Below are 18548 nucleotides of genomic sequence, written 5' to 3' on the forward strand. Positions count from 1 at the left end.
TCTTATATAACAAGGAGAAAGCTAGAGCAAATAGGCAGCGCTACAAGGGACGTTTTTAATACGGGAGCAGGTACACGATTTGTAAATTTTGCTCCAATATATGAACCGACCATTGTGCCGACAACTACTTGAATCAACAGCGGGATATCTAAAAAGCCCTGCTGATAATAGCCCATTCCTCCGCCAATTGCAATCGGAATAATAACGAGCATCGTTGTTCCGGCCGACTGGCGAATAGACAAGCCTAACACCATCATAAGGCCAAGCTGGATAAATGGAGTTGAGCCAATTCCAAACATTCCGGACAGAGCGCCCGTAATTAAGCCGATTAGTAAAGAGTAGACGACAAATTTAGCTCCTGTTGGAACAGTACGTTCTTTTTGCTGACGGGAAAATAAAAACATTCGCAGCCAAAGTAAAACACCAGATAATAAAAGCATGCCGGCTGTGAGCCATTTTAGCTCGCCTTCTGGGATAAAGGATGAAAGGTTAGACCCAATCCAAGCGCCTAATGCACCGAGGATACCAACAGAGATACCGGATTTTAAAGATACGTTACCTTCGCGGTAATGACTGACGGCGCCAGATAAAGAAGAGAAAATCATTGCGGTAAGAGCCGTTGCGAGTGCAACGTGTACAGATACGCCGTACAGCAGCGTTAAAATTGAAATAATAAAACCTGATCCGCCTGCTCCGACAAATCCTAAGATCAGTCCGACGGCTAACATTGTTAAAATAATTGAAACATCCATAAACGAATTCCTTCTTTCAACACTTATTCTATGCAGACACATAACATTTTCGGCAAGTGCTACGTTCTTCATTTAAACATGAATTTTTTATGACGTCCAATGTATAATTTATATGAAATCGATAGTATTATGTAATAAGTAAAGGATGTGAAAAAAATGGAATGGCAGCAGCTCGAATATTTTAATGTTGTAGCTCAAACGGAACATTTCACAAAGGCAGCGGAACAATTATCAATTGCGCAGCCTACGCTCAGCCGCTCAATTTCTAAATTAGAATCAGAGCTTGGCGTACCGCTATTTGAACGAAAAGGAAGGCAAGTTATTTTAAATCGATACGGAAGGCTTTTTTATGAACGAACGGCTAAAGTATTAAACGAAATGGAAGAAGCGAAACGTGAGCTTTCAGATTTGATTCATCCTCATCGCGGCAGCATTTCGTTTGCTTTTTTAAAATCATTAGGCGCTTCGTCCGTCCCGAAACTAGTTCATGCTTTTTTACAAGAGTATCCGAACGTTCAATTTCAAATTTTTGAGAACGCGACGAACATCATGCTCGATCAGCTTCAAACGGGAGAAATTGATTTTTGTATGTCTTCCGTAACGGAATCTAGGGCAGGAATTCAGTGGGAATATTTATGGAAAGACGAGCTGTACGCGTATGTCCCTGATACGCATTCTTTTGCCTCAAGACAAGTGCTTTCGATTTCAGAGTTGGCTCATGAATCGTTTATCGCGTTAAAAAAAGGATACGGAAGCCGAACAATTTTTGATCAGCTGTTCGAAGAAGCTGAAATTGTCCCAAATATTACGTTTGAAGGAGAAGAATTTTTGACGGTGATTGGTTTTGTAGCGGCTCATTTAGGGGTTGCCTTGCTTCCTGAAATAAAGGGAGTGGACTTGCGAGGCATTAAAAAAATAAAGCTCAAAGAAGACACAGCTTCAAGGGTAATTGGGATTGCGTGGAACAAGGATAAATACTTAACTCCTGTTGCGAAAAAGTTCCAGGAATTTTTAATTCAGTATTTCAAAGACCATCATACAGGAGGAAAACGATGAAGAAAATTGCTTGCCTGCACGCTCATCATTCGAACATCTCTTATATAGAAAAAGCGCTGCCGTTTGCGAGCTGTATGCATTTCGTAGACCCTGGACTTGTACATCGGATAAAAACCGATCCTAAATTTGCAGCGGAGTCAGCAGGTGCAAAAGTAGAGAAGCAGTTAAAGTGGATGGAAGAATGTTCAGCGGATGCCATTTTACTTACGTGTACGAATTACATTGCTCTTTTACCAGAAGCATTTACAAGTGATGTTCCAATTATTAAAATCGATGAGCCTTATTTTCGCCGAATATGTGAAATAGAAGAACCGCAGCTTATCGTGTTTACAAATCCGGAGACCGTAGAAGGAACGATGAAGCGTCTAGACGAATTTGCATTTTATCAAAATGTAAAGATAAAAGTTCACCCTGTTGTGATAGAAGGTGCTTTTGAACTAGTAATGACTGGAAACCTAGAGAAGTATAAACAGAAGGTGAAACATGTCTTAGATGAGCTAATAAAAGAGCATAACACTGTTGTTTCAGTGGCGCAGCTCTCGATGGTAGAAGCGGCGGAGGAGGTAAGCGACCGTATTATTACGCCTCTTCAACCGTTAGCGGAAGAAGTAAGAAAAACAATTATTAGGTCATAAGAAATGAAAATAAGGAAAAATAAATGGTAAAATATTCACTTTATTTTGACAAAAATTTCATTTACTTATATGATAAGTAGTGTTATAGAAACCACTTATTATATAGGGGAGGCATCGTTTTGTGAAGAAAGCAAATGCACGCGATAAGATTTTAGAAACAGCATCGCGGCTTTTTCAGCTGCAAGGCTATCATGCAACGGGATTAAATCAAATTATTAAAGAGAGCGGATCACCAAAAGGATCTCTTTATTATTATTTTCCAAAAGGGAAAGAAGAACTGGCGATTCACGCTGTTCAATATACGAATAAATACGTCCAAGTTCAAATTAAAGAAAGTTTAAATAAATCTTCTGACGCGGCACAGGCTATTCAGTATTTTATTGAAGAATTGTCCAAGCAGTTTGAACACGAAGAAAGTATTGCTGGTATGCCTGTTGGGCTGATGGCTGGAGAAACGGCGCTTATTAATGAACCGCTTCGCGAAGTCTGCTATGCAGCGTTTCAAGATTGGGAAAAACTTTTTAGAGAAAAAATGATAGAGAGCGGATTTCAAGATAAGCAGGCAGGAGAGCTTGCAGTTGTGATTAACTGTATGATCGAAGGAGGAATCTTGCGTTCGTTAACAGAGAAAACAGGTGCTCCTTTGCAGCAGATTCAGCAGCAAATTCCGGTTTTGATTCGCAAATGAAAAAAAGCTTTTCACTTTTAGAGTGGAAAGCTTTTTTTATGAGTAATTTAATAGTGGGGCTGCTTTTAGGAAAATTATTTAAAATTGAGTTAGAACATATTTTACTGGCGAGCAATGCAACGGTAGGGGGACCTACGACAGCAAGCGCGATGGCGATTGCTAAAGGATGGGGAAGTTTGGTTAGTCCTATCTTGGTAGTAGGAACGCTTGGCTATATTATTGGTAACTATATCGGCTTTGCACTTGGCTATTGGTACTTAACATTTTAAATAAAAAAACGCCTCCTCTGATGACTCAAAGGAGGCGTTTTTTTATTTAGCGTGCTTGACTGCTGAAGATTGATAAAAGCGACCTTTAAAGATATACGTAGCTGTAATAAATAAATAGATAGCTAATGTAATAGTCGTAATAACAACGGATGTTGTGCAGATAACACCAATTAAAATAGCGCTTAGTGCAATAAGGGCAGCCCACGTTGTATAAGGAAACCATTTAACAGAGTAGCTGCTCGATGCTCCTGGCTGAACTTTGCGGGACTTTAAGTGTGCAATCGCAATAATCAACCAAATAAACAATACCGTATACCCTAAAGATCCCATCAAATAATCAAATGTCTTACTTCCTGCAAATAAGGAAATCAACACGCCCACATAAAGGGATGATGTACACATTAAGATTGCATAGACAGGAACTTTGTTAACAGAAAGTTTCGAAAATATCTTCGGCACTCGACCGTCTACTGCTTGCGTATACAAAATACGTGATGAACCGTAAAGTCCTGAGTTCATAGAAGAAATAACTGCCAACAAGATCACGGCATTCATAATATGATCTGCTCCGGGAATGCCAATCATTTTAAATACCATTACAAAAGGACTTTGAGAAACGCCGTTCACTTCATTCCAAGGAATCAAGCTCACGATGATAAAAAACGGGAACAGATAAAAAGCAATGATACGCGTTAATGTACTGCGCACAGCCTTAGGTACTACTTTTTCAGGGTTTTTTGTTTCAGCTAGCGTTACTCCGATGATTTCAGTTCCACCGTATGAGTAGATGACAACTAACATCGCCGTAATTAGCCCGGTTGGTCCCTTTGGGAAAAAACCGCCGTGATCGCTTAAATTTGAAAAACCCGCTGCGGTATGATGACCGAATGATACAAACAATAATAAAAGTCCAGCGATAATAAAGATCACAATGACCGTGATTTTAATTAAAGCTAACCAGTATTCCGTTTCAGCAAATGCTTTAACTGAAAGCAAGTTAATGGCTGTAACAATAACGGATACGCCTAAAGCAAGCATCCAAATTGGGTAATCAGGAAGCCAGTACTGAATAAAAATAGCGGCTACAACGGCTTCAGCTGCAATGTTTAACACCCACATTTTCCAGTAAATCCAGTCCAAAAAGTAAGCGGGATAGCTTCCTAAAATCGACTGAACTAAATCACGAAACGTTCGTGCTTCACTATTTCGAACCGCCATTTCAGCAAGACCTTGCATGATGAATAGTAAAATAATTCCGCCAATTAAATAGGCAATAATAACTGATGGTCCTGCCATATCAATAGCCGAGCTGCTTCCTTTAAATAAACCAGCGCCAATTGCTCCACCTAGCGCCATCATCATAATGTGACGTGAAGTCATTGTTCGCTGCAAACCTTGGTTGTCCTTCTTCATGACTTTTCCCTCCACTTTTTTATAAAATAAAAAAAGCTTATCGTCTCCTACCTCATTATCAAATGAGAGAAGAGACGATAAGCTTTAGCTAACCGCGGTACCACTCTTGTTGGCTCTTAAAGAACCCTGCTTAAAACCTGATAACGAAGGTTAGACGTTAAAACTTAGAGAACACTTCTGCATTCTTTCTGAATTACCACTCCTGGGCGAGTTCAAAGTATTATTGGACTACGTCACACCAACCCGTAGCTCTCTTGACCGAATAATAAGCTTTTACTACTCCCAATCGCTGTGTTTTTGATTAAAATCTGAAAGTTCTTGATGAATAACCATTACTATACGTGCTTCTTTTTTCTTTGTCAACAGCTATTTTCGAAAAAGTAAAAATGATTCCATTCTACTTTTATAGAACTCAGGACTGGTTATTTTGGTAAAAAAATCAGTCGTTTCACCTAATTTTCACCACCTCTGCTTACATTAAGAAATATAAAAAAGGAGTTGTTTTGACAAATACATAGGTGAGGAGAATGAATAGAGTGAAAAAGATGATGTACGTCCGGTTTGGACTGGATCTTTTAATGGCCGTTACGTTTGTTTTGTTTTTTAACAAGCAAGTATTGGGAGGGTTAACATTTCATGAAATTGCGGGGTTGGCGATTGCCGTCGCCTTTTTTACCCACGTGCTGCTAAACTGGCAGTGGGTAAAGAAAGTTACGGTTAAATTATTTGACCGCAGGCTTCCGCGCAGAACAAAGTTCGGTTACTTTTTAAATATCATGCTGTTGATTACGATGTCATTTATTATGATTAGCGGTATTTTTATTTCAAGAGTAGTATTTCCAAATATTAATGTTGGGAACGAACAGTGGTTTAAGGTTTCGCATATTTCCGTATCATTTTTAGTGTTAATTTTAGTAGCCGCTCACATAGGTCTTCATTGGCAATGGGTTATAAATGTATGTAAAAATATGACGAAATTCAAAAAATCAAAGAAAAGCTTGAGCATAGCAGCTAAGCTCACAACCGCTGCGCTGTTAGTCATTGGCATATACGAAATAAATGAAACGGGTTTTCTTGGAAAACTTGGAGGAGTAGCGAGAGTACTGAATGTAAGTTCCTCAGATATGCCGCAAAAAGGCGGTGGGAAGCCGAATTTTGATCGCCATTCATTTAGCGAGAACAAATCTTCTACGACGGCATCTGCTGGTCACGAACGTCCAAACTTTGATCACGATGGCGGAGGTCCGGAAAGAGGAATGAAAGGAAAAGAAAGCGGCTTTGAACGTCCAAATCCTTTTGTTGTAATCGGTACTTATTTTGCTATTATGTCAGTTTTTATTATTGTTATTTATTATATTGAAAAAATATTAGCAGGTGTGAAGAGACGTAAAAAAATAACGGGTCCTGCTGCGGAAATTTAAAATGAAAAAGCTTTCTATTTCACCGTTTTTTCATCGTATAGAAGTAAAATCATTTATGTAAAAGCGAATGCTTTGCAAAATTAAGATGAGAGAACCTTAGGTGGTGGAAATCGTGAAACAACATACACAGCCTGAAACGGAACATAAGAAAAATTGGTTTATTAATGCGCTATTGAATTTTGGTATTTATAAAAAAGGAAATCGGCATCTATACGAACTGACACTTCAAGAGTTAGAAGCTCAATATGTAAAAGTAAAATCATTTATGTATAATCAGGAACCTCTTTCGCAATGATAAAAAAGCACTCAGTATATGAGTGCTTTTTTTGTGTTAGAAAGTCTTATTCTTTGACAGGCAAAACTGTACAGATTAAAATCACAGTATATTTTAAAGTTACAGTTTTAAATGACACATATTATAGGAAAGAAAACAGTCTCTACCTATAATATGCCACTATTTTTGACCGTATCATTTTTGGAGGGAAATAAAATGACAAATAAAAAGTATGAGCCGCTTTTACAGCCATTTACTTTTTCAAATGGCATCAAATTAGATAACCGCGTTATTCTTGCTCCTATGACAAATTTTTCATCAAATGAAGATGGGACAGTATCAAATGCAGAAGTAGACTACTACGTACGACGTTCAAAAGGTGTTAGCATGGTCATTACAGCATGTACATACGGAACGGCGAACGGAAAAGGATTTCACGGAGAGTTTGCTGCAGACAGCGATGAAATGATTCCTAGCCTGCGTCGATTAGCAACAGCTATTAAAGATCAAGGAGCAAAAGCAGTTCTTCAAATTTTTCACGGAGGCCGCATGTGTCCGCCTGAGCTTGTTCCAAATGGAGAGGTTGTTAGCGCAAGTGCTGTTGCTGCAGAACAAGAAGGAGCTCCGGTACCTCGAGAGTTAACAAATGAAGAAATTGAAGGCATTATTCACGATTTTGGTGAAATGACGCGCCGTGCCATTGAAGCAGGATTTGACGGAGTTGAAATTCACGGAGCAAATAACTATTTAATTCAGCAGTTCTTTTCTCCGCATTCTAATCGCCGCGAAGATAAATGGGGCGGCAGCGTAGAAAAACGCTTAACATTCCCACTTGCAATCGTAGACGAAGTAAAGCAAGCCGTTTCTAAGCATGCAAAAGAATCATTTTTAGTAGGCTATCGCTTCTCGCCAGAAGAGCCTGAAACGCCAGGAATTACAATGGCTGATACGTTGAAGTTAGTCGATGCACTAGCAGAAAAAGACCTTGATTACCTTCACGTATCGCTAATGGAATTCTGGTCAAAACCGCGCCGAGGCGTGGAAGATACTCGTTCACGTATTGAAATTATTCAAGAGCGAGTAGGAAGCCGCGTACCTGTGATGGGCGTAGGTTCTATTCATACAGCAGACGAAGCAGCCGCCGCTCTTGAAACGGGCATTCCACTGCTTGCGATTGGCCGCGAATTAATTATGGATCCAGACTGGGTTCAAAAAGTAAAAGAAGGCCGTGAAAATGAAATTGTGACAACATTGAGCAAAAAAGATCAGGAAAAGCTTGTGATTCCTGACCCGCTGTGGCAAGCCGTTATTAACACACCAGGCTGGTTCCCGGTTGAAGATTAAAAGAAAGGCAGAAAAGCGCAAAGACGATGGGACTGATCCCATGTCTTTGCGCTTTTTGCTTTTTCATGGAATAGCGCTTTTGAACCATTAATTTACAAATGGGCTTCTTTGTGTTTGAATAGTAATAGTTTTCTGAAAGTGAGGTGAGAGAATGAAAGCAGGGCCAATGGTGAAAATGATGATTTCAATGAGTATTTTTGGTTCAATTGGCTTTTTCTCCACACAAACTGGACTGCCTTCTTTTGACTTAGTATTCGTTCGCTGTATTTGTGCAACACTTTTTCTCGGAATGTGCTGGTTCGTAACGGGTGAATATAAAAGGGAAAAATGGAATGCCAAAGAAATAAAGCAGATTTTACTGTGTGGGATATTTCTTGTGTTTAACTGGGTGTTTCTATTTAAAGCATTTGAAATGATGTCCGTTACGGTTGCTATTTCTATTTATCATCTTGCACCCGTTTTAGTAGTGCTTCTGGGGAGCTTTATGTTTAAGGAGAAATTAACGGTTCTTGGCGTGATGTCTATCTTCATTTGTTTTGGAGGAACACTTCTAATTATTGGAGTGGAGCAACTTACGATTGACGGCTTCATGTCTTCAGGAATACTCTGGGCGCTTTTAGCCGCTTTGTTTTATGCATGCACGACGCTGCTTGGTAAAGGCATTATTCATACGAGTGCTTATGCTGTTACATTTCTTCAGACTTTTTTAGGAATTTTTCTATTATTGCCGTTTGTTCATTTTACTGATTTTCATTTCCTAACAACGGCCAACTGGACATCTATTTTAGTAACAGGCTTTGTACATACTGGTTTAGTGTATTATTTGTTTTTCGACAGCCTGCGCTATTTAAAAACTCAGGTGATTTCGGTTCTGGTGTTTTTAGATCCAGCCGTTGCCATTTTATTAGATACAGCATTCACGGGATTTCGCCCTACGCTTTTGCAGCTTGCAGGCATTGTTTTGATCTTTTTAGGAATGCTTTTTACTTTGAAGCCAAAGCCTTCATCTGAAAAAAATATTTCCAATAGCAGGATTAAAAAGATCACATAGAATTTCTATTTCATCTGCAGGTGTTCATTTATTAAAAAAGGGGAGCTAGTCATGAAAGTTAGTAAGCAAAACGCAGAACACTACGTGTGGGGAGGAAAATGCGATGGGTGGCACCTAGTGAAAAATAAAGACGTAAGTATTATTCATGAGCGCATGCCCCCTTATACGGAAGAGGTAAGGCATTATCACTTGAAAGCACATCAATTTTTCTTTGTACTAAAAGGAACAGCTGCTCTAGAAATAGACGGAGTTATTTACGATGTAAAAGCACACGAAGGAGTAGAAGTATTTCCTTCGATTCTTCATCAAATGATGAATCGTTCGAGTGAGGAGATTGAGTTTCTTGTGATTTCACAGCCTTTTGCACAAGGAGACCGCATAGCTGTTGATGGAGATAATAAGCATAGATAGGTCTATTTTTACTAGTCCTAACAGTAAGCGAAGAATACCATCCAGTACAATAGTACCTTTTCATTCAGCAAGTGAAATATTATGCCTAATAAAATAAAAATACTTTTATTGCAGAGCAGAAATGTGGTAAATTAATATGTATGCAATATAGGGAGAACAAAATTTACAAATTAACAATTGTGTAATATTAACATCACGATAAAAAATAAGAGATTACAAGTTAAAATGTAAATTTTGTAGATGACTAAAAAAAGAGATGAAGATGATATTGTTTGACAAATTGAATCATTTTCAGGTAATCTTTTGCAGGACGTAACCGTTACGATTTAATGTAGGGGACTTTCCTGAGGTTAGCTGAACATGAAATCTCTACTTTTTAGTGAAAGGAATTTGAAAATGAAAAAACTATTTTCAAAGCCGTTGTTTTACTTTTTTATAGCGGTTTTATTCATGTGGATCAAGTCTTACATGTCTTACAAAGTGGAGTTCAACTTAGATATAAGTGACTCAATGCAAAAAACGTTATTGTTTATTAATCCAATTAGTTCAACTTTGATCTTTTTAGGGTTAGCATTGTTTGCAAAAGGAAAAAGAGCCATCGTTTGGACGCTTATCCTTAGTACAATCATGACGGTCATTTTGTACAGCAATATTTTATATTATCGATTCTTCAATGACTTTGTGACATTGCCTACTTTAACGCAAACAAGCAATGTGGGTCATTTAGGAGGCAGTATCGCTGATTTAGTAAAAGCTCACGATATTTTTTACTTTGTAGATATCATTTTACTGATTGCGCTATTGTTTGTTAGAAAAATCGAATGGCCAAAAGCACGTCTTAAATTCCGCTATACGTTCATGGTGTTAGCGGCAGGAGCTGTCGCATTTGCAATTAACTTGCACTATGCTGAAAAAGATCGCCCTGAATTATTAACAAGAACATTTGATCGCAACTACCTAGTGAAATATTTAGGAGCATACAACTACACGGTGTATGATGCAGTTCAAACGTTTCAAAACTCAAAGCAACGAGCATTCGCAAGCAGTGATGACTTAACAACAGTGAAAAACTTCAGTACAAGTCACTATGCAGCTCCGAATATTGAGTATGCGGGTAAAGCAAAAGGAAAAAATATTATTAAAATTCATCTAGAATCATTTCAGTCATTCCTAATTAATTACAAGTTAAACGGACAAGAAGTAACGCCGTTTTTAAATTCATTAGCAAATGGAAATGAATTTATGTATTTTGATAACTTCTTCCATCAAACAGGACAAGGTAAAACAGCTGATGCAGAGCTTATGATGGATACGTCATTATATGGCTTGCCTCAAGGATCAGCATTTAGCTTAAAAGGCCGCAACACGTACCAAGCAGCACCAGCGATCTTAGATCAAGAGGGCGGCTATACAAGTGCTGTGTTACACGGAGATTATAAAACATTCTGGAACCGTAATGAAATTTACAAACAGTTCGGTGTGGATAAATTCTTTGATGCAAGTTATTACAATATGACTGGTGATAACAAAGTAAACTATGGATTAAAAGATAAGCCATTCTTCAAAGAATCTATGCCAATGCTGCAGTCATTGAAGCAGCCGTTCTATGCGCATATGATTACATTAACAAACCATTTCCCATTCGTTCTTGATAAAGGTGATGCTAGCATTGAACCGGCGAACACAGGAGATGGAACGGTAGACCGTTATTTCCAAACGGCTCGTTATTTGGATGAATCACTGCAAGAATTCTTTACAGAGCTAAAAGCTTCAGGTTTATATGACAACTCAGTTATTATGATTTACGGTGACCACTACGGTATTTCTGAAAATCATAACAAAGCAATGGAAAAAGTTCTTGGCGAGAAAATCACGCCATATAAAAACGCTCAGCTTCAACGCGTACCGTTCTTCCTTCACGTACCAGGTGTAAAAGGTGGAGTGAACCATACGTACGGCGGTGAAATTGACGTAGTGCCTACGCTTCTTCACCTAGTGGGAATTGATAGTAAAGAGTATGTTCAATTTGGTACAGATTTATTATCAAAAGACCATGATCAGGTAGTAGCATTTAGAAACGGTGATTATGTTTCTCCGAAATACACGTCAATTGACGGCAAGTATTACGATACAAACACAGGAGAAAGAATCACAGCAACAGATGAAGCGAAAGCTTATAAAAAGAAAGTTGGAAGAGAGCTAGAACTTTCTGATAAAGTGTTATACGGTGATTTATTACGATTTAATAAATTAGATGACTTTAAACCGGTCGATCCATCAAAATACATGTATGGAAAAGACCAAGAAACAGAAAAATAATGTAAGCTTTCACACCATACAATCCAAACAAGCAAGTAGAGGAGCTTTTTAAAAGCTTAGCTACTTGCTTGTTTTATGAGAACTTCATTGAAAAAGAAAGCTGGTGACAGAAACGTGGAGCGAACAAGACGCAAAAGAAGAAGAAGAGTTCGATGGGGCAGAGTGTTCTTTGCTTTGTTGTTCCTTTTTATTATCGTTGGGGGCATATACAGCTATTTCCAATATAAGCAAGGGCTATCGATAGCAAGCGATGGTAAATTTGCGGATGACGGCACGACATTTGAACAGTTTCAAGGCAGTCTCCCGAATAACGGAGAAGTAAATATGCTGCTGTTAGGAAGTGACTCGCGCGGGGAAAAGCATTCTCGTACAGACTCTATTTTAATTGCTCACTACGATTCTAAAAGCAAACACCCGAAAATTGTTTCTCTTATGAGGGATATGTACGTGGATATTCCAGGACACGGCAAGCAAAAGCTGAATGCTGCTTACGCGTTCGGAGGTCCTGAGCTGCTGCGTCAAACGATCAAACAAAATTTTGATATTGATATTAACTATTATGCAGTTGTGGACTTTGAAGGATTTTCAAAAATTGTAGATACGATTGCGCCTGATGGCATTGAAGTAACCGTGCCTCACGATATGTCTTCGGGAATTGGTATGACGCTTCACAAAGGTACCCAAGTTTTACACGGTGAACAGCTGCTTGGCTACGTACGTTTTCGTCATGATAACATGAGTGATTTTGGACGCGTTCAGCGTCAGCAAGAAGTCGTTTTAAAGCTCAAAGATGAAGTAGCAAGCCTAAACAGCGTGTTTAAAATACCGAAGCTTCTCGGCGTAATGGATCCTTACATCGATACAAATTTAGATACAAAAAGCATGATGCTTCTAGCTAAAGATGTGGTAACAGGAAACATGAAAGACGTTCAAAGCCTGCGACTGCCTTTAGACGGATCATTTGAAAACAAAACGTATAGCGGCGTTGGTATGGTGCTTGATATTGATTTAGATAAAAATAAAGAAGCGCTGCAAGAATTCTTAAATGACAAATAAAGAAAAGCCTCGAGACGTATGTCTCGAGGTTTTTTCTTTATACATAGACGATGATGCGTTTGAATGACGTAATTAAACTGGTCACTATACCAGAGCATACAACAATGAATAATGAATAAATAGCTGTATCGTTTTGAAGCAGTAAAATACCTGAAATAATAATAGATGCGTCAATCACTAAAATGATGATGCCAGGGTTTAACGATAACCATTTCGCAAGTATCAGAGAAAATAAGTCGACCCCGCCTTGACTTGCGTGCTGCCGGAGCATGATGCCAGTCCCAATTCCGTTAAAAACGCCTCCAAGGCAAGCGCTTAAGACAATGGGAAGGTGAAAAATTCCGTGAAGCGGAAACAGCAAATCAATCATAACGGCTGAGAGAACCATGCCATAGATAGCATTTAAAAAATAAGAGCGGTTAAAACCTAGAGCGAGAAGGTAAATGGGAAAGTTTAAGCAAAAAATCATCACGCCTACTTTATAGCCAAGTAAATAATTAATGATTAAGCTAATTCCCGTAATGCCTCCTGTTACAAGCTGAAGCGGAAGAATAAAAACGTTAATTCCAATACTAACAAACACACTGCCAATTCCAATTGCAATTAATTTTTTGTACATGCTGTCTCATCCTTGTCTATGAATCTCTTTATATGTATATGAAGACAAGCAGAGTTTCAGCACAAAGACTGCTTCAGAAACGATAATGCACGGATTAAATATATGCAAAGGAAGCTGTTTCGCAATGCAAATGTGTTGCATAAACATTCTTCACCATAGACAATAAGAATTAACGAAGAAGGTAAATGGAGGAGAAAAAATTGATCGTTCGAAAAGCTAGAGAAGAAGAAACATCATCTATTGAAACAATAACGCTTGCTGCTTATGAGCAATATGCAGCTGTAAAATCGGAAGCACACTGGAAAAGATATCGAAAGGGAATTGTACATACCCTGAGTGAAGAAAAGAAATTTGAATGCATGGTAGCTGAAATCGATGGAGAAATGGCAGGAAGCGTTTTGTTTTATCCGCCGAATACGGATGTATATGGAGGGTTATTAAAACCATTTCCATGGGCTGAAATTCGTCTGCTGGCAGTTGCTCCATCTCATCGCCGAAAAGGAGTCGCCAATGCGCTTCTTGAAGCGTGTGAAAAAAAATCTCGGGAGCTAGGGTGTTCTTATTTAGGTTTACATACAGATCATTCAATGGAACATGCCATTAAGCTGTACACTAAAAGAGGTTACGTCCGCTTTCCTGATAACGATTTTTATCCGGTAAAAGATTTGCACGTTATGGCATTTAGAAAATCAGTTTAATAAAAAAGCCTTTGAAATCATTGATTTCAAAGGCTTTTTTGAGATTCTGAATTTAAAATGACAAAAGCGAGAAAAAGAATAGCAGAAGCTAGCCAAATTGCTTTTGTTCCGAGGGTGAAAGTAGAAATAGAGCCTAACAATGCACCACTTAAAAAAGAGAGGATAATGGCCGTAAAACGAAGGCACTGATAAGCAGCATTTTCGTCGCGTTTGAATATAGCATAGTATGCTGCTTGAGAAGCAGTACGAAGGTTTCCTGTTGTCATGGTTGTATTATATGACCATTTTATCAAAGTTCTAAATGAAGAAACTTGAAGAGCAGCAACAAATGAAATTGTTACTGTAACCAACATATTAGGAACACTAGGTGGTAAAAACCCAACAATAATGAGTACGACAATTTCTAAAAGCAATACAATACGAGAAGTATCAGGGAGTACAGATACAAATCGCGGCTGCTTAAATGTTTCGGTTACAGCAACGCCTAGGATAAAGGCTACAATAGGGGGAATATGAAGAAAAGCTTCTGTCCATTGACCTTGTGCTGCCTTTACACCTAATAAAACGATATTTCCACTTTGTGCATTTGCAAATACTCCGTTTCTGCTTATATACGTATAAGCATCAAGAAAACCTCCCACAATAGCTAACAAAATTCCAAGGATAACTGAATTTGCCGTTGCAGCTTTTTTGAATCGTTTCGTTAATTGTAAAAAGTAAGATGATTTGTTTGTGAGCATGTCTTCCTTTTGCCTCCTGAAAATCTAAGGTGCATTATCTAGTATAAGCAAAAAATCGGCTTTTCTTCAATTGCTGTGACTCCATGTAAAAAAGATAGGGAAGATCCCTATCTTTTTTGTCATTTATATAACGTGACGATTCCAGTGGCGGTGAGCTGAAACAGCTTCAATAAATTCATCTGTAAAGCGTGTAGAATCTCCAGTTACGACACCGGGACTACTATCTAAGCCAGCAGCTTTTAGCCACTTAACACCTTCATCTGTGGAGCCAATTGGTTTAAAATGCTCGAATGCTTCTTGAGCAAACGTCAGTGCTTCTTTACGAAACTTCTCATCAGCTGACGAACTTCCGACAACATAAACCGCATCGAATAAGACAGAATCACTTGTTAAGAACGTGTGCTGTACTTCAAGTTCTGACCCGTCTGTTCCTTTTACGTTTTGGAGGGTTGTGCTTACAATTTCAGGCTGAATGCCCTGTTGTTTTAAACTGTTTAACACTTGTGGTAGATCACCGCTAAAGTCATTAGCTACAATGACAGCTACTTTACGCGTATTCGGCTTTTTAATCGTCTGTTCCTGACTAAGAGCCGGAGACGACTTGGTCACTGGCGCGTCTTCTCCTGATGGAGGCGTTGCACCAATCGCTTGTGCCACTTGTTTAGCTAGCACTGTACTGACGTTGGCAAACATATCAACAACCTGTTGCTGAACAGACTTGCTTTTCACTTTTCCAAGCTCAAAGCTGAAAGCACTGATAATATGCTCTTTTTCAGGGGCGCTCATGCTATTCCAAAATAGCGTTGCCTGTGAAAAGTGGTCTTTAAAACTTTCGCTTCGGCTTCGAACTTTTCTTCCTTCCACTTTTTCCTGATAGTGAGAATAACCGCCCTCTGACTCTGGTACAGGAGCCGGCGTATTGGCTGCAAGAGAGTTTCTGTGATAGCTGACAGGCCCTTTGTTAATCGTTTGACGTCCGTAACCGTCGCGTTGATTGTTATGAAACGGGCACACTGGACGGTTGATTGGAAGTTCGTGAAAATTCGGGCCGCCAAGACGAATAAGCTGGGTATCCGTGTATGAAAACAATCTTCCTTGTAAGAGAGGATCATTGGAAAAATCAATTCCCGGTACTACATGCCCCGGATGGAATGCGACTTGTTCCGTTTCGGCAAATACGTTGTCTACATTTCGATTTAAGGTCATTTTTCCAACCAATTTGACGGGAATGTCTTCTTCTGGCCAAAGCTTAGTTGGATCGAGAATGTCAAAGTCGAATTTAAATTCATCTTCCTCAGCTATGATTTGAAGCCCTAGCTCATATTCAGGATAGTCTCCGTTTTCAATTGACTCCCATAAATCGCGGCGATGAAAATCAGGGTCTTTCCCAGAAATGGTTTGAGCTTCGTCCCAAACAAGGGAATGCGTTCCGAGCACAGGCTTCCAGTGGAATTTGACAAAATGAGCTTTTCCTTCTGCATTAACTAAGCGAAAAGTATGTACGCCGAAGCCTTCCATCATACGTAAGCTGCGAGGAATTGCGCGGTCTGACATTGACCACATGACCATGTGAGCGGACTCTTGGTTATTGGCGACAAAATCCCAAAACGTATCATGTGCTGAAGCCGCCTGCGGCATTTCGTTGTGTGGCTCAGGCTTAACAGCGTGAATTAAATCAGGGAATTTAATCGCATCTTGGATAAAGAACACGGGAATGTTATTTCCAACTAAGTCATAGTTTCCTTCTTCTGTATAAAATTTCGTTGCAAAACCACGTGCGTCGCGAACCGTTTCAGCTGAACCTTTAGAACCTGCTACAGTAGAGAAACGGACAAATACAGGTGTTTTTACAGATGGATTCTGTAAAAAATTAGCTTTTGTATATTCGCTGAGCGAGTCATACAGCTCAAATTCTCCGTGAGCAGCGAAGCCGCGTGCATGAACGATGCGTTCAGGAATGCGCTCGTGGTCAAAATGCGTCATTTTTTCACGGAAATGAAAGTCTTCCATAAGGGTTGGACCACGTTCGCCTGCTTTTAAAGAAAATTCATCTTCGGAAAGCTTTAACCCTTGATTGGTTGTGAGTGCTTGGTTTCGATCGTCTGTTTTAAACTGCTCGAGCTGTTCTTGCTTGCTTTTTTCATTTACAGGGTGCTTTTTTGTCATATTTGTTTTCCTCCTTGACCTTCAATGGATAATCATTACAAAATGTGTACCCTGTCAAAAGTTGACGCAAACAGAAATGTTGGAATTTTTTCGTAGGAAATCCGTTATTTTCTTGTTATGATTATGAATAAGTATTCATAAATACAAAAATAAAAGGAGAGGGGATACATAGATGAAAACACGGGTAACAGATTTATTAGGAATTCAATATCCAATTGTACAAGGAGGTCTTGCGTATCTAGCGTACGCAGAACTTGCGGCTGCTGTCTCAAATGCAGGCGGGCTTGGACAAATTACAGCTATGACGCTCCGAACACCTGAGAAACTTCGAGCTGAAATTAAGAAAGTACGTTCTTTAACTGAGCTTCCTTTTGGCGTTAATTTTGCTGTTGGAGGTCAAACAGAAGGTTCTTATAAAGAACTTCTCGACGCAGCAGTAGAAGAAGGTGTTCCGGTTATTTCCATAACAGGAGCAAATCCCGCACCTATTTTTGAAAGATTAAAAGGAACGGGAATTAAAACGCTCGTACTTGTAGCCAACGTACGTCAAGCTCAAAAAGCTGAGAAGCTAGGAGCAGATGCTGTCATGGCAGTAGGGCAAGAAGCCGGAGGACATATCGGACGTGAGGATCTAGGCACAATGGTATTAATTCCTCGAGTAGCTGCGGCTGTGTCAATTCCGGTCTTGGCAAGCGGAGGGATTGGAAACGGACAAGGATTATTGGCAGCGTTATCATTAGGCGCTGAAGGGATAGAAATGGGAACACGTTTTATCGCGACAAAAGAATGTGTAGATGCCCATGATGCGTATAAACAAGCTATTATAGAAGCAAAAGAAACGGATACTGTGGTTATTAAACGTTCGTTCGGGGCACCTGGACGCGTATTGAAGTCCCACTACACTCTTGACATTATTAAGCGTGAGAAGCAAGGAGAGAGATACGAAGAGTTAAAAGACGTCATTAGCGGAGGGGCAAACTGCCGGTATATTTATGAAAATAAAATCGATGAAGGCTATGGATGGGCAGGCCAAGTCGTTGGACTGATTGACAGTATCCCAACGGTGCAAGAGCTGTTTGACAGTATGATAGAAGAAGTGCACGCCGGTTCTAAACGACTGTTGAGTATAGTAGAAAAGAAGTAGAGATACAAGCCGTCATACTGCAGCAATTGTTTGCATATTTATAATCTATATCTCTAAATGAGGTGAGAGAATGAAAAGAATGCGAGCATTTGCTATTGTGACGTTTCTAGTAGTAGGTTCAGGATATGCAGTTTTTATTAAAAAAGAAGAAGTGTCAAAAACAGAACAAGCACAAGCATACGAAGAGGCAAAACCTGTTATTAAACAAATGGACAAACTGGATATTTGGCATAAAATCAGCGGCGGTTTAACTGAAGCGGGCTATGAATCAAGGGGTGTGAATTCTTCCCTTTACTCAAAAGACAGAGTAGAGCTGGATGTGTATATGGAGCCTTCCGTTTCAGCTGATGCCAAAACGCAAGAAACGATTAAACAAATCGTATATAAAATACTCGAAGAAAATAATTTTCAGCAAAAAGCCTTTCATGTAACAATTAAATTCCTGCCCGAAAAACAAGCAAAATAGACTTGTCTCGGCCAGGAATTTTTTTT

General features: G+C 39.2%; 18 protein-coding genes, 1 pseudogene and 1 other annotated feature. Of the genes and pseudogenes, 14 read left to right on the forward strand and 5 right to left on the reverse strand.

All coding sequences use genetic code 11. The features are described 5' to 3' along the window. Positions 1-2: 2 nt before the first annotated feature. Positions 3-752 carry a sulfite exporter TauE/SafE family protein gene (locus tag ACH0CI_RS04770; protein WP_028415058.1) on the reverse strand — a complete coding sequence of 250 codons (750 nt, stop codon included), beginning with the start codon at positions 750-752 and terminating at the stop codon, positions 3-5. Between the two features lie 156 nt (positions 753-908). Here ACH0CI_RS04770 and ACH0CI_RS04775 point away from each other — a divergent pair, with 156 nt between their 5' ends. The 4 genes and pseudogenes from ACH0CI_RS04775 to ACH0CI_RS04790 form a co-directional block, all read left to right on the forward strand. Then, positions 909-1808, forward strand: coding sequence for a LysR family transcriptional regulator (locus ACH0CI_RS04775; protein WP_033579892.1), 900 nt, complete (start codon positions 909-911; stop codon positions 1806-1808). Continuing rightward, positions 1805-2443, forward strand: coding sequence for a hypothetical protein (locus ACH0CI_RS04780; RefSeq protein WP_406900939.1), 639 nt, complete (start codon positions 1805-1807; stop codon positions 2441-2443). Before ACH0CI_RS04775 ends, ACH0CI_RS04780 begins: the two co-directional genes overlap by 4 nt. Positions 2444-2564: 121 nt before the next feature. After that, the gene (locus ACH0CI_RS04785; protein WP_033579894.1) at positions 2565-3131 is read left to right on the forward strand and encodes a TetR/AcrR family transcriptional regulator; all 567 of its coding nucleotides are present in this window, start codon (positions 2565-2567) and stop codon (positions 3129-3131) included. A gap of 38 nt (positions 3132-3169) precedes the next feature. Continuing rightward, positions 3170-3400, forward strand: a pseudogene (locus tag ACH0CI_RS04790) (DUF819 family protein); the annotation flags it as partial. Positions 3401-3442: 42 nt separating this feature from the next. On the opposite strand, the gene ACH0CI_RS04795 reads toward ACH0CI_RS04790, so the two are convergent. Further along, positions 3443-4813: an amino acid permease gene (locus ACH0CI_RS04795; RefSeq protein ID WP_406900940.1), complete on the reverse strand. Its 1371-nt coding sequence runs from the start codon at positions 4811-4813 to the stop codon at positions 3443-3445. 67 nt (positions 4814-4880) lie between these two features. Next, positions 4881-5112, reverse strand: a binding site (T-box leader). 246 nt (positions 5113-5358) lie between these two features. Here ACH0CI_RS04795 and ACH0CI_RS04800 point away from each other — a divergent pair. The 7 genes from ACH0CI_RS04800 to ACH0CI_RS04830 all read left to right on the forward strand — a co-directional run bounded on the left by ACH0CI_RS04800 (position 5359) and on the right by ACH0CI_RS04830 (position 12689). Further along, a complete protein-coding gene (locus tag ACH0CI_RS04800) occupies positions 5359-6234 on the forward strand; it encodes a DUF4405 domain-containing protein (RefSeq protein ID WP_335706783.1) in 876 nt (291 codons plus the stop codon). A 109-nt stretch (positions 6235-6343) separates the two neighbouring features. After that, on the forward strand, positions 6344-6529 hold the full coding sequence (locus ACH0CI_RS04805) for a Fur-regulated basic protein FbpA (RefSeq protein ID WP_033580328.1): 186 nt from the start codon (positions 6344-6346) through the stop codon (positions 6527-6529). A 195-nt stretch (positions 6530-6724) separates the two neighbouring features. Continuing rightward, a complete protein-coding gene (locus ACH0CI_RS04810; RefSeq protein WP_033579898.1) occupies positions 6725-7852 on the forward strand; it encodes an NADH-dependent flavin oxidoreductase in 1128 nt (375 codons plus the stop codon). Positions 7853-8003: 151 nt separating this feature from the next. Next, positions 8004-8903, forward strand: coding sequence for a DMT family transporter (locus ACH0CI_RS04815; RefSeq protein ID WP_335706734.1), 900 nt, complete (start codon positions 8004-8006; stop codon positions 8901-8903). A 51-nt stretch (positions 8904-8954) separates the two neighbouring features. Then, entirely contained in the window at positions 8955-9314 is a 360-nt protein-coding gene (locus tag ACH0CI_RS04820) for a cupin domain-containing protein (RefSeq protein WP_047749975.1), read from the forward strand. Positions 9315-9710: 396 nt separating this feature from the next. Continuing rightward, positions 9711-11633: a lipoteichoic acid synthase gene (gene ltaS / locus ACH0CI_RS04825; protein WP_028415048.1), complete on the forward strand. Its 1923-nt coding sequence runs from the start codon at positions 9711-9713 to the stop codon at positions 11631-11633. 87 nt (positions 11634-11720) lie between these two features. After that, on the forward strand, positions 11721-12689 hold the full coding sequence (locus tag ACH0CI_RS04830; RefSeq protein WP_028415047.1) for an LCP family protein: 969 nt from the start codon (positions 11721-11723) through the stop codon (positions 12687-12689). Between the two features lie 37 nt (positions 12690-12726). On the opposite strand, the gene ACH0CI_RS04835 is transcribed toward ACH0CI_RS04830, so the two are convergent. Continuing rightward, positions 12727-13308 (reverse strand): YitT family protein, encoded by a 582-nt coding sequence (locus tag ACH0CI_RS04835; protein ID WP_406900941.1) that lies wholly within the window; start codon positions 13306-13308, stop codon positions 12727-12729. A 200-nt stretch (positions 13309-13508) separates the two neighbouring features. Here ACH0CI_RS04835 and ACH0CI_RS04840 point away from each other — a divergent pair, with 200 nt between their 5' ends. Continuing rightward, complete coding sequence (locus ACH0CI_RS04840; RefSeq protein ID WP_406900942.1) at positions 13509-14006, forward strand: GNAT family N-acetyltransferase; 498 nt, start codon at positions 13509-13511, stop codon at positions 14004-14006. Positions 14007-14032: 26 nt separating this feature from the next. On the opposite strand, the gene ACH0CI_RS04845 is transcribed toward ACH0CI_RS04840, so the two are convergent. Then, on the reverse strand, positions 14033-14746 hold the full coding sequence (locus ACH0CI_RS04845) for a YoaK family protein (RefSeq protein ID WP_033579901.1): 714 nt from the start codon (positions 14744-14746) through the stop codon (positions 14033-14035). Positions 14747-14869: 123 nt separating this feature from the next. After that, on the reverse strand, positions 14870-16912 hold the full coding sequence (locus tag ACH0CI_RS04850) for a catalase (protein WP_406900943.1): 2043 nt from the start codon (positions 16910-16912) through the stop codon (positions 14870-14872). A gap of 172 nt (positions 16913-17084) precedes the next feature. Here ACH0CI_RS04850 and ACH0CI_RS04855 point away from each other — a divergent pair, with 172 nt between their 5' ends. Both ACH0CI_RS04855 and ACH0CI_RS04860 read left to right on the forward strand, forming a co-directional pair. Continuing rightward, entirely contained in the window at positions 17085-18056 is a 972-nt protein-coding gene (locus ACH0CI_RS04855; RefSeq protein ID WP_335706739.1) for an NAD(P)H-dependent flavin oxidoreductase, read from the forward strand. A gap of 70 nt (positions 18057-18126) precedes the next feature. Beyond that, on the forward strand, positions 18127-18522 hold the full coding sequence (locus ACH0CI_RS04860; protein ID WP_406900944.1) for a hypothetical protein: 396 nt from the start codon (positions 18127-18129) through the stop codon (positions 18520-18522). Positions 18523-18548: the final 26 nt, after the last annotated feature.

The sequence above is a fragment of the Priestia sp. 179-F W1.4 NHS genome (assembly GCF_045369295.1).
Classification (GTDB): domain Bacteria; phylum Bacillota; class Bacilli; order Bacillales; family Bacillaceae_H; genus Priestia; species Priestia zanthoxyli.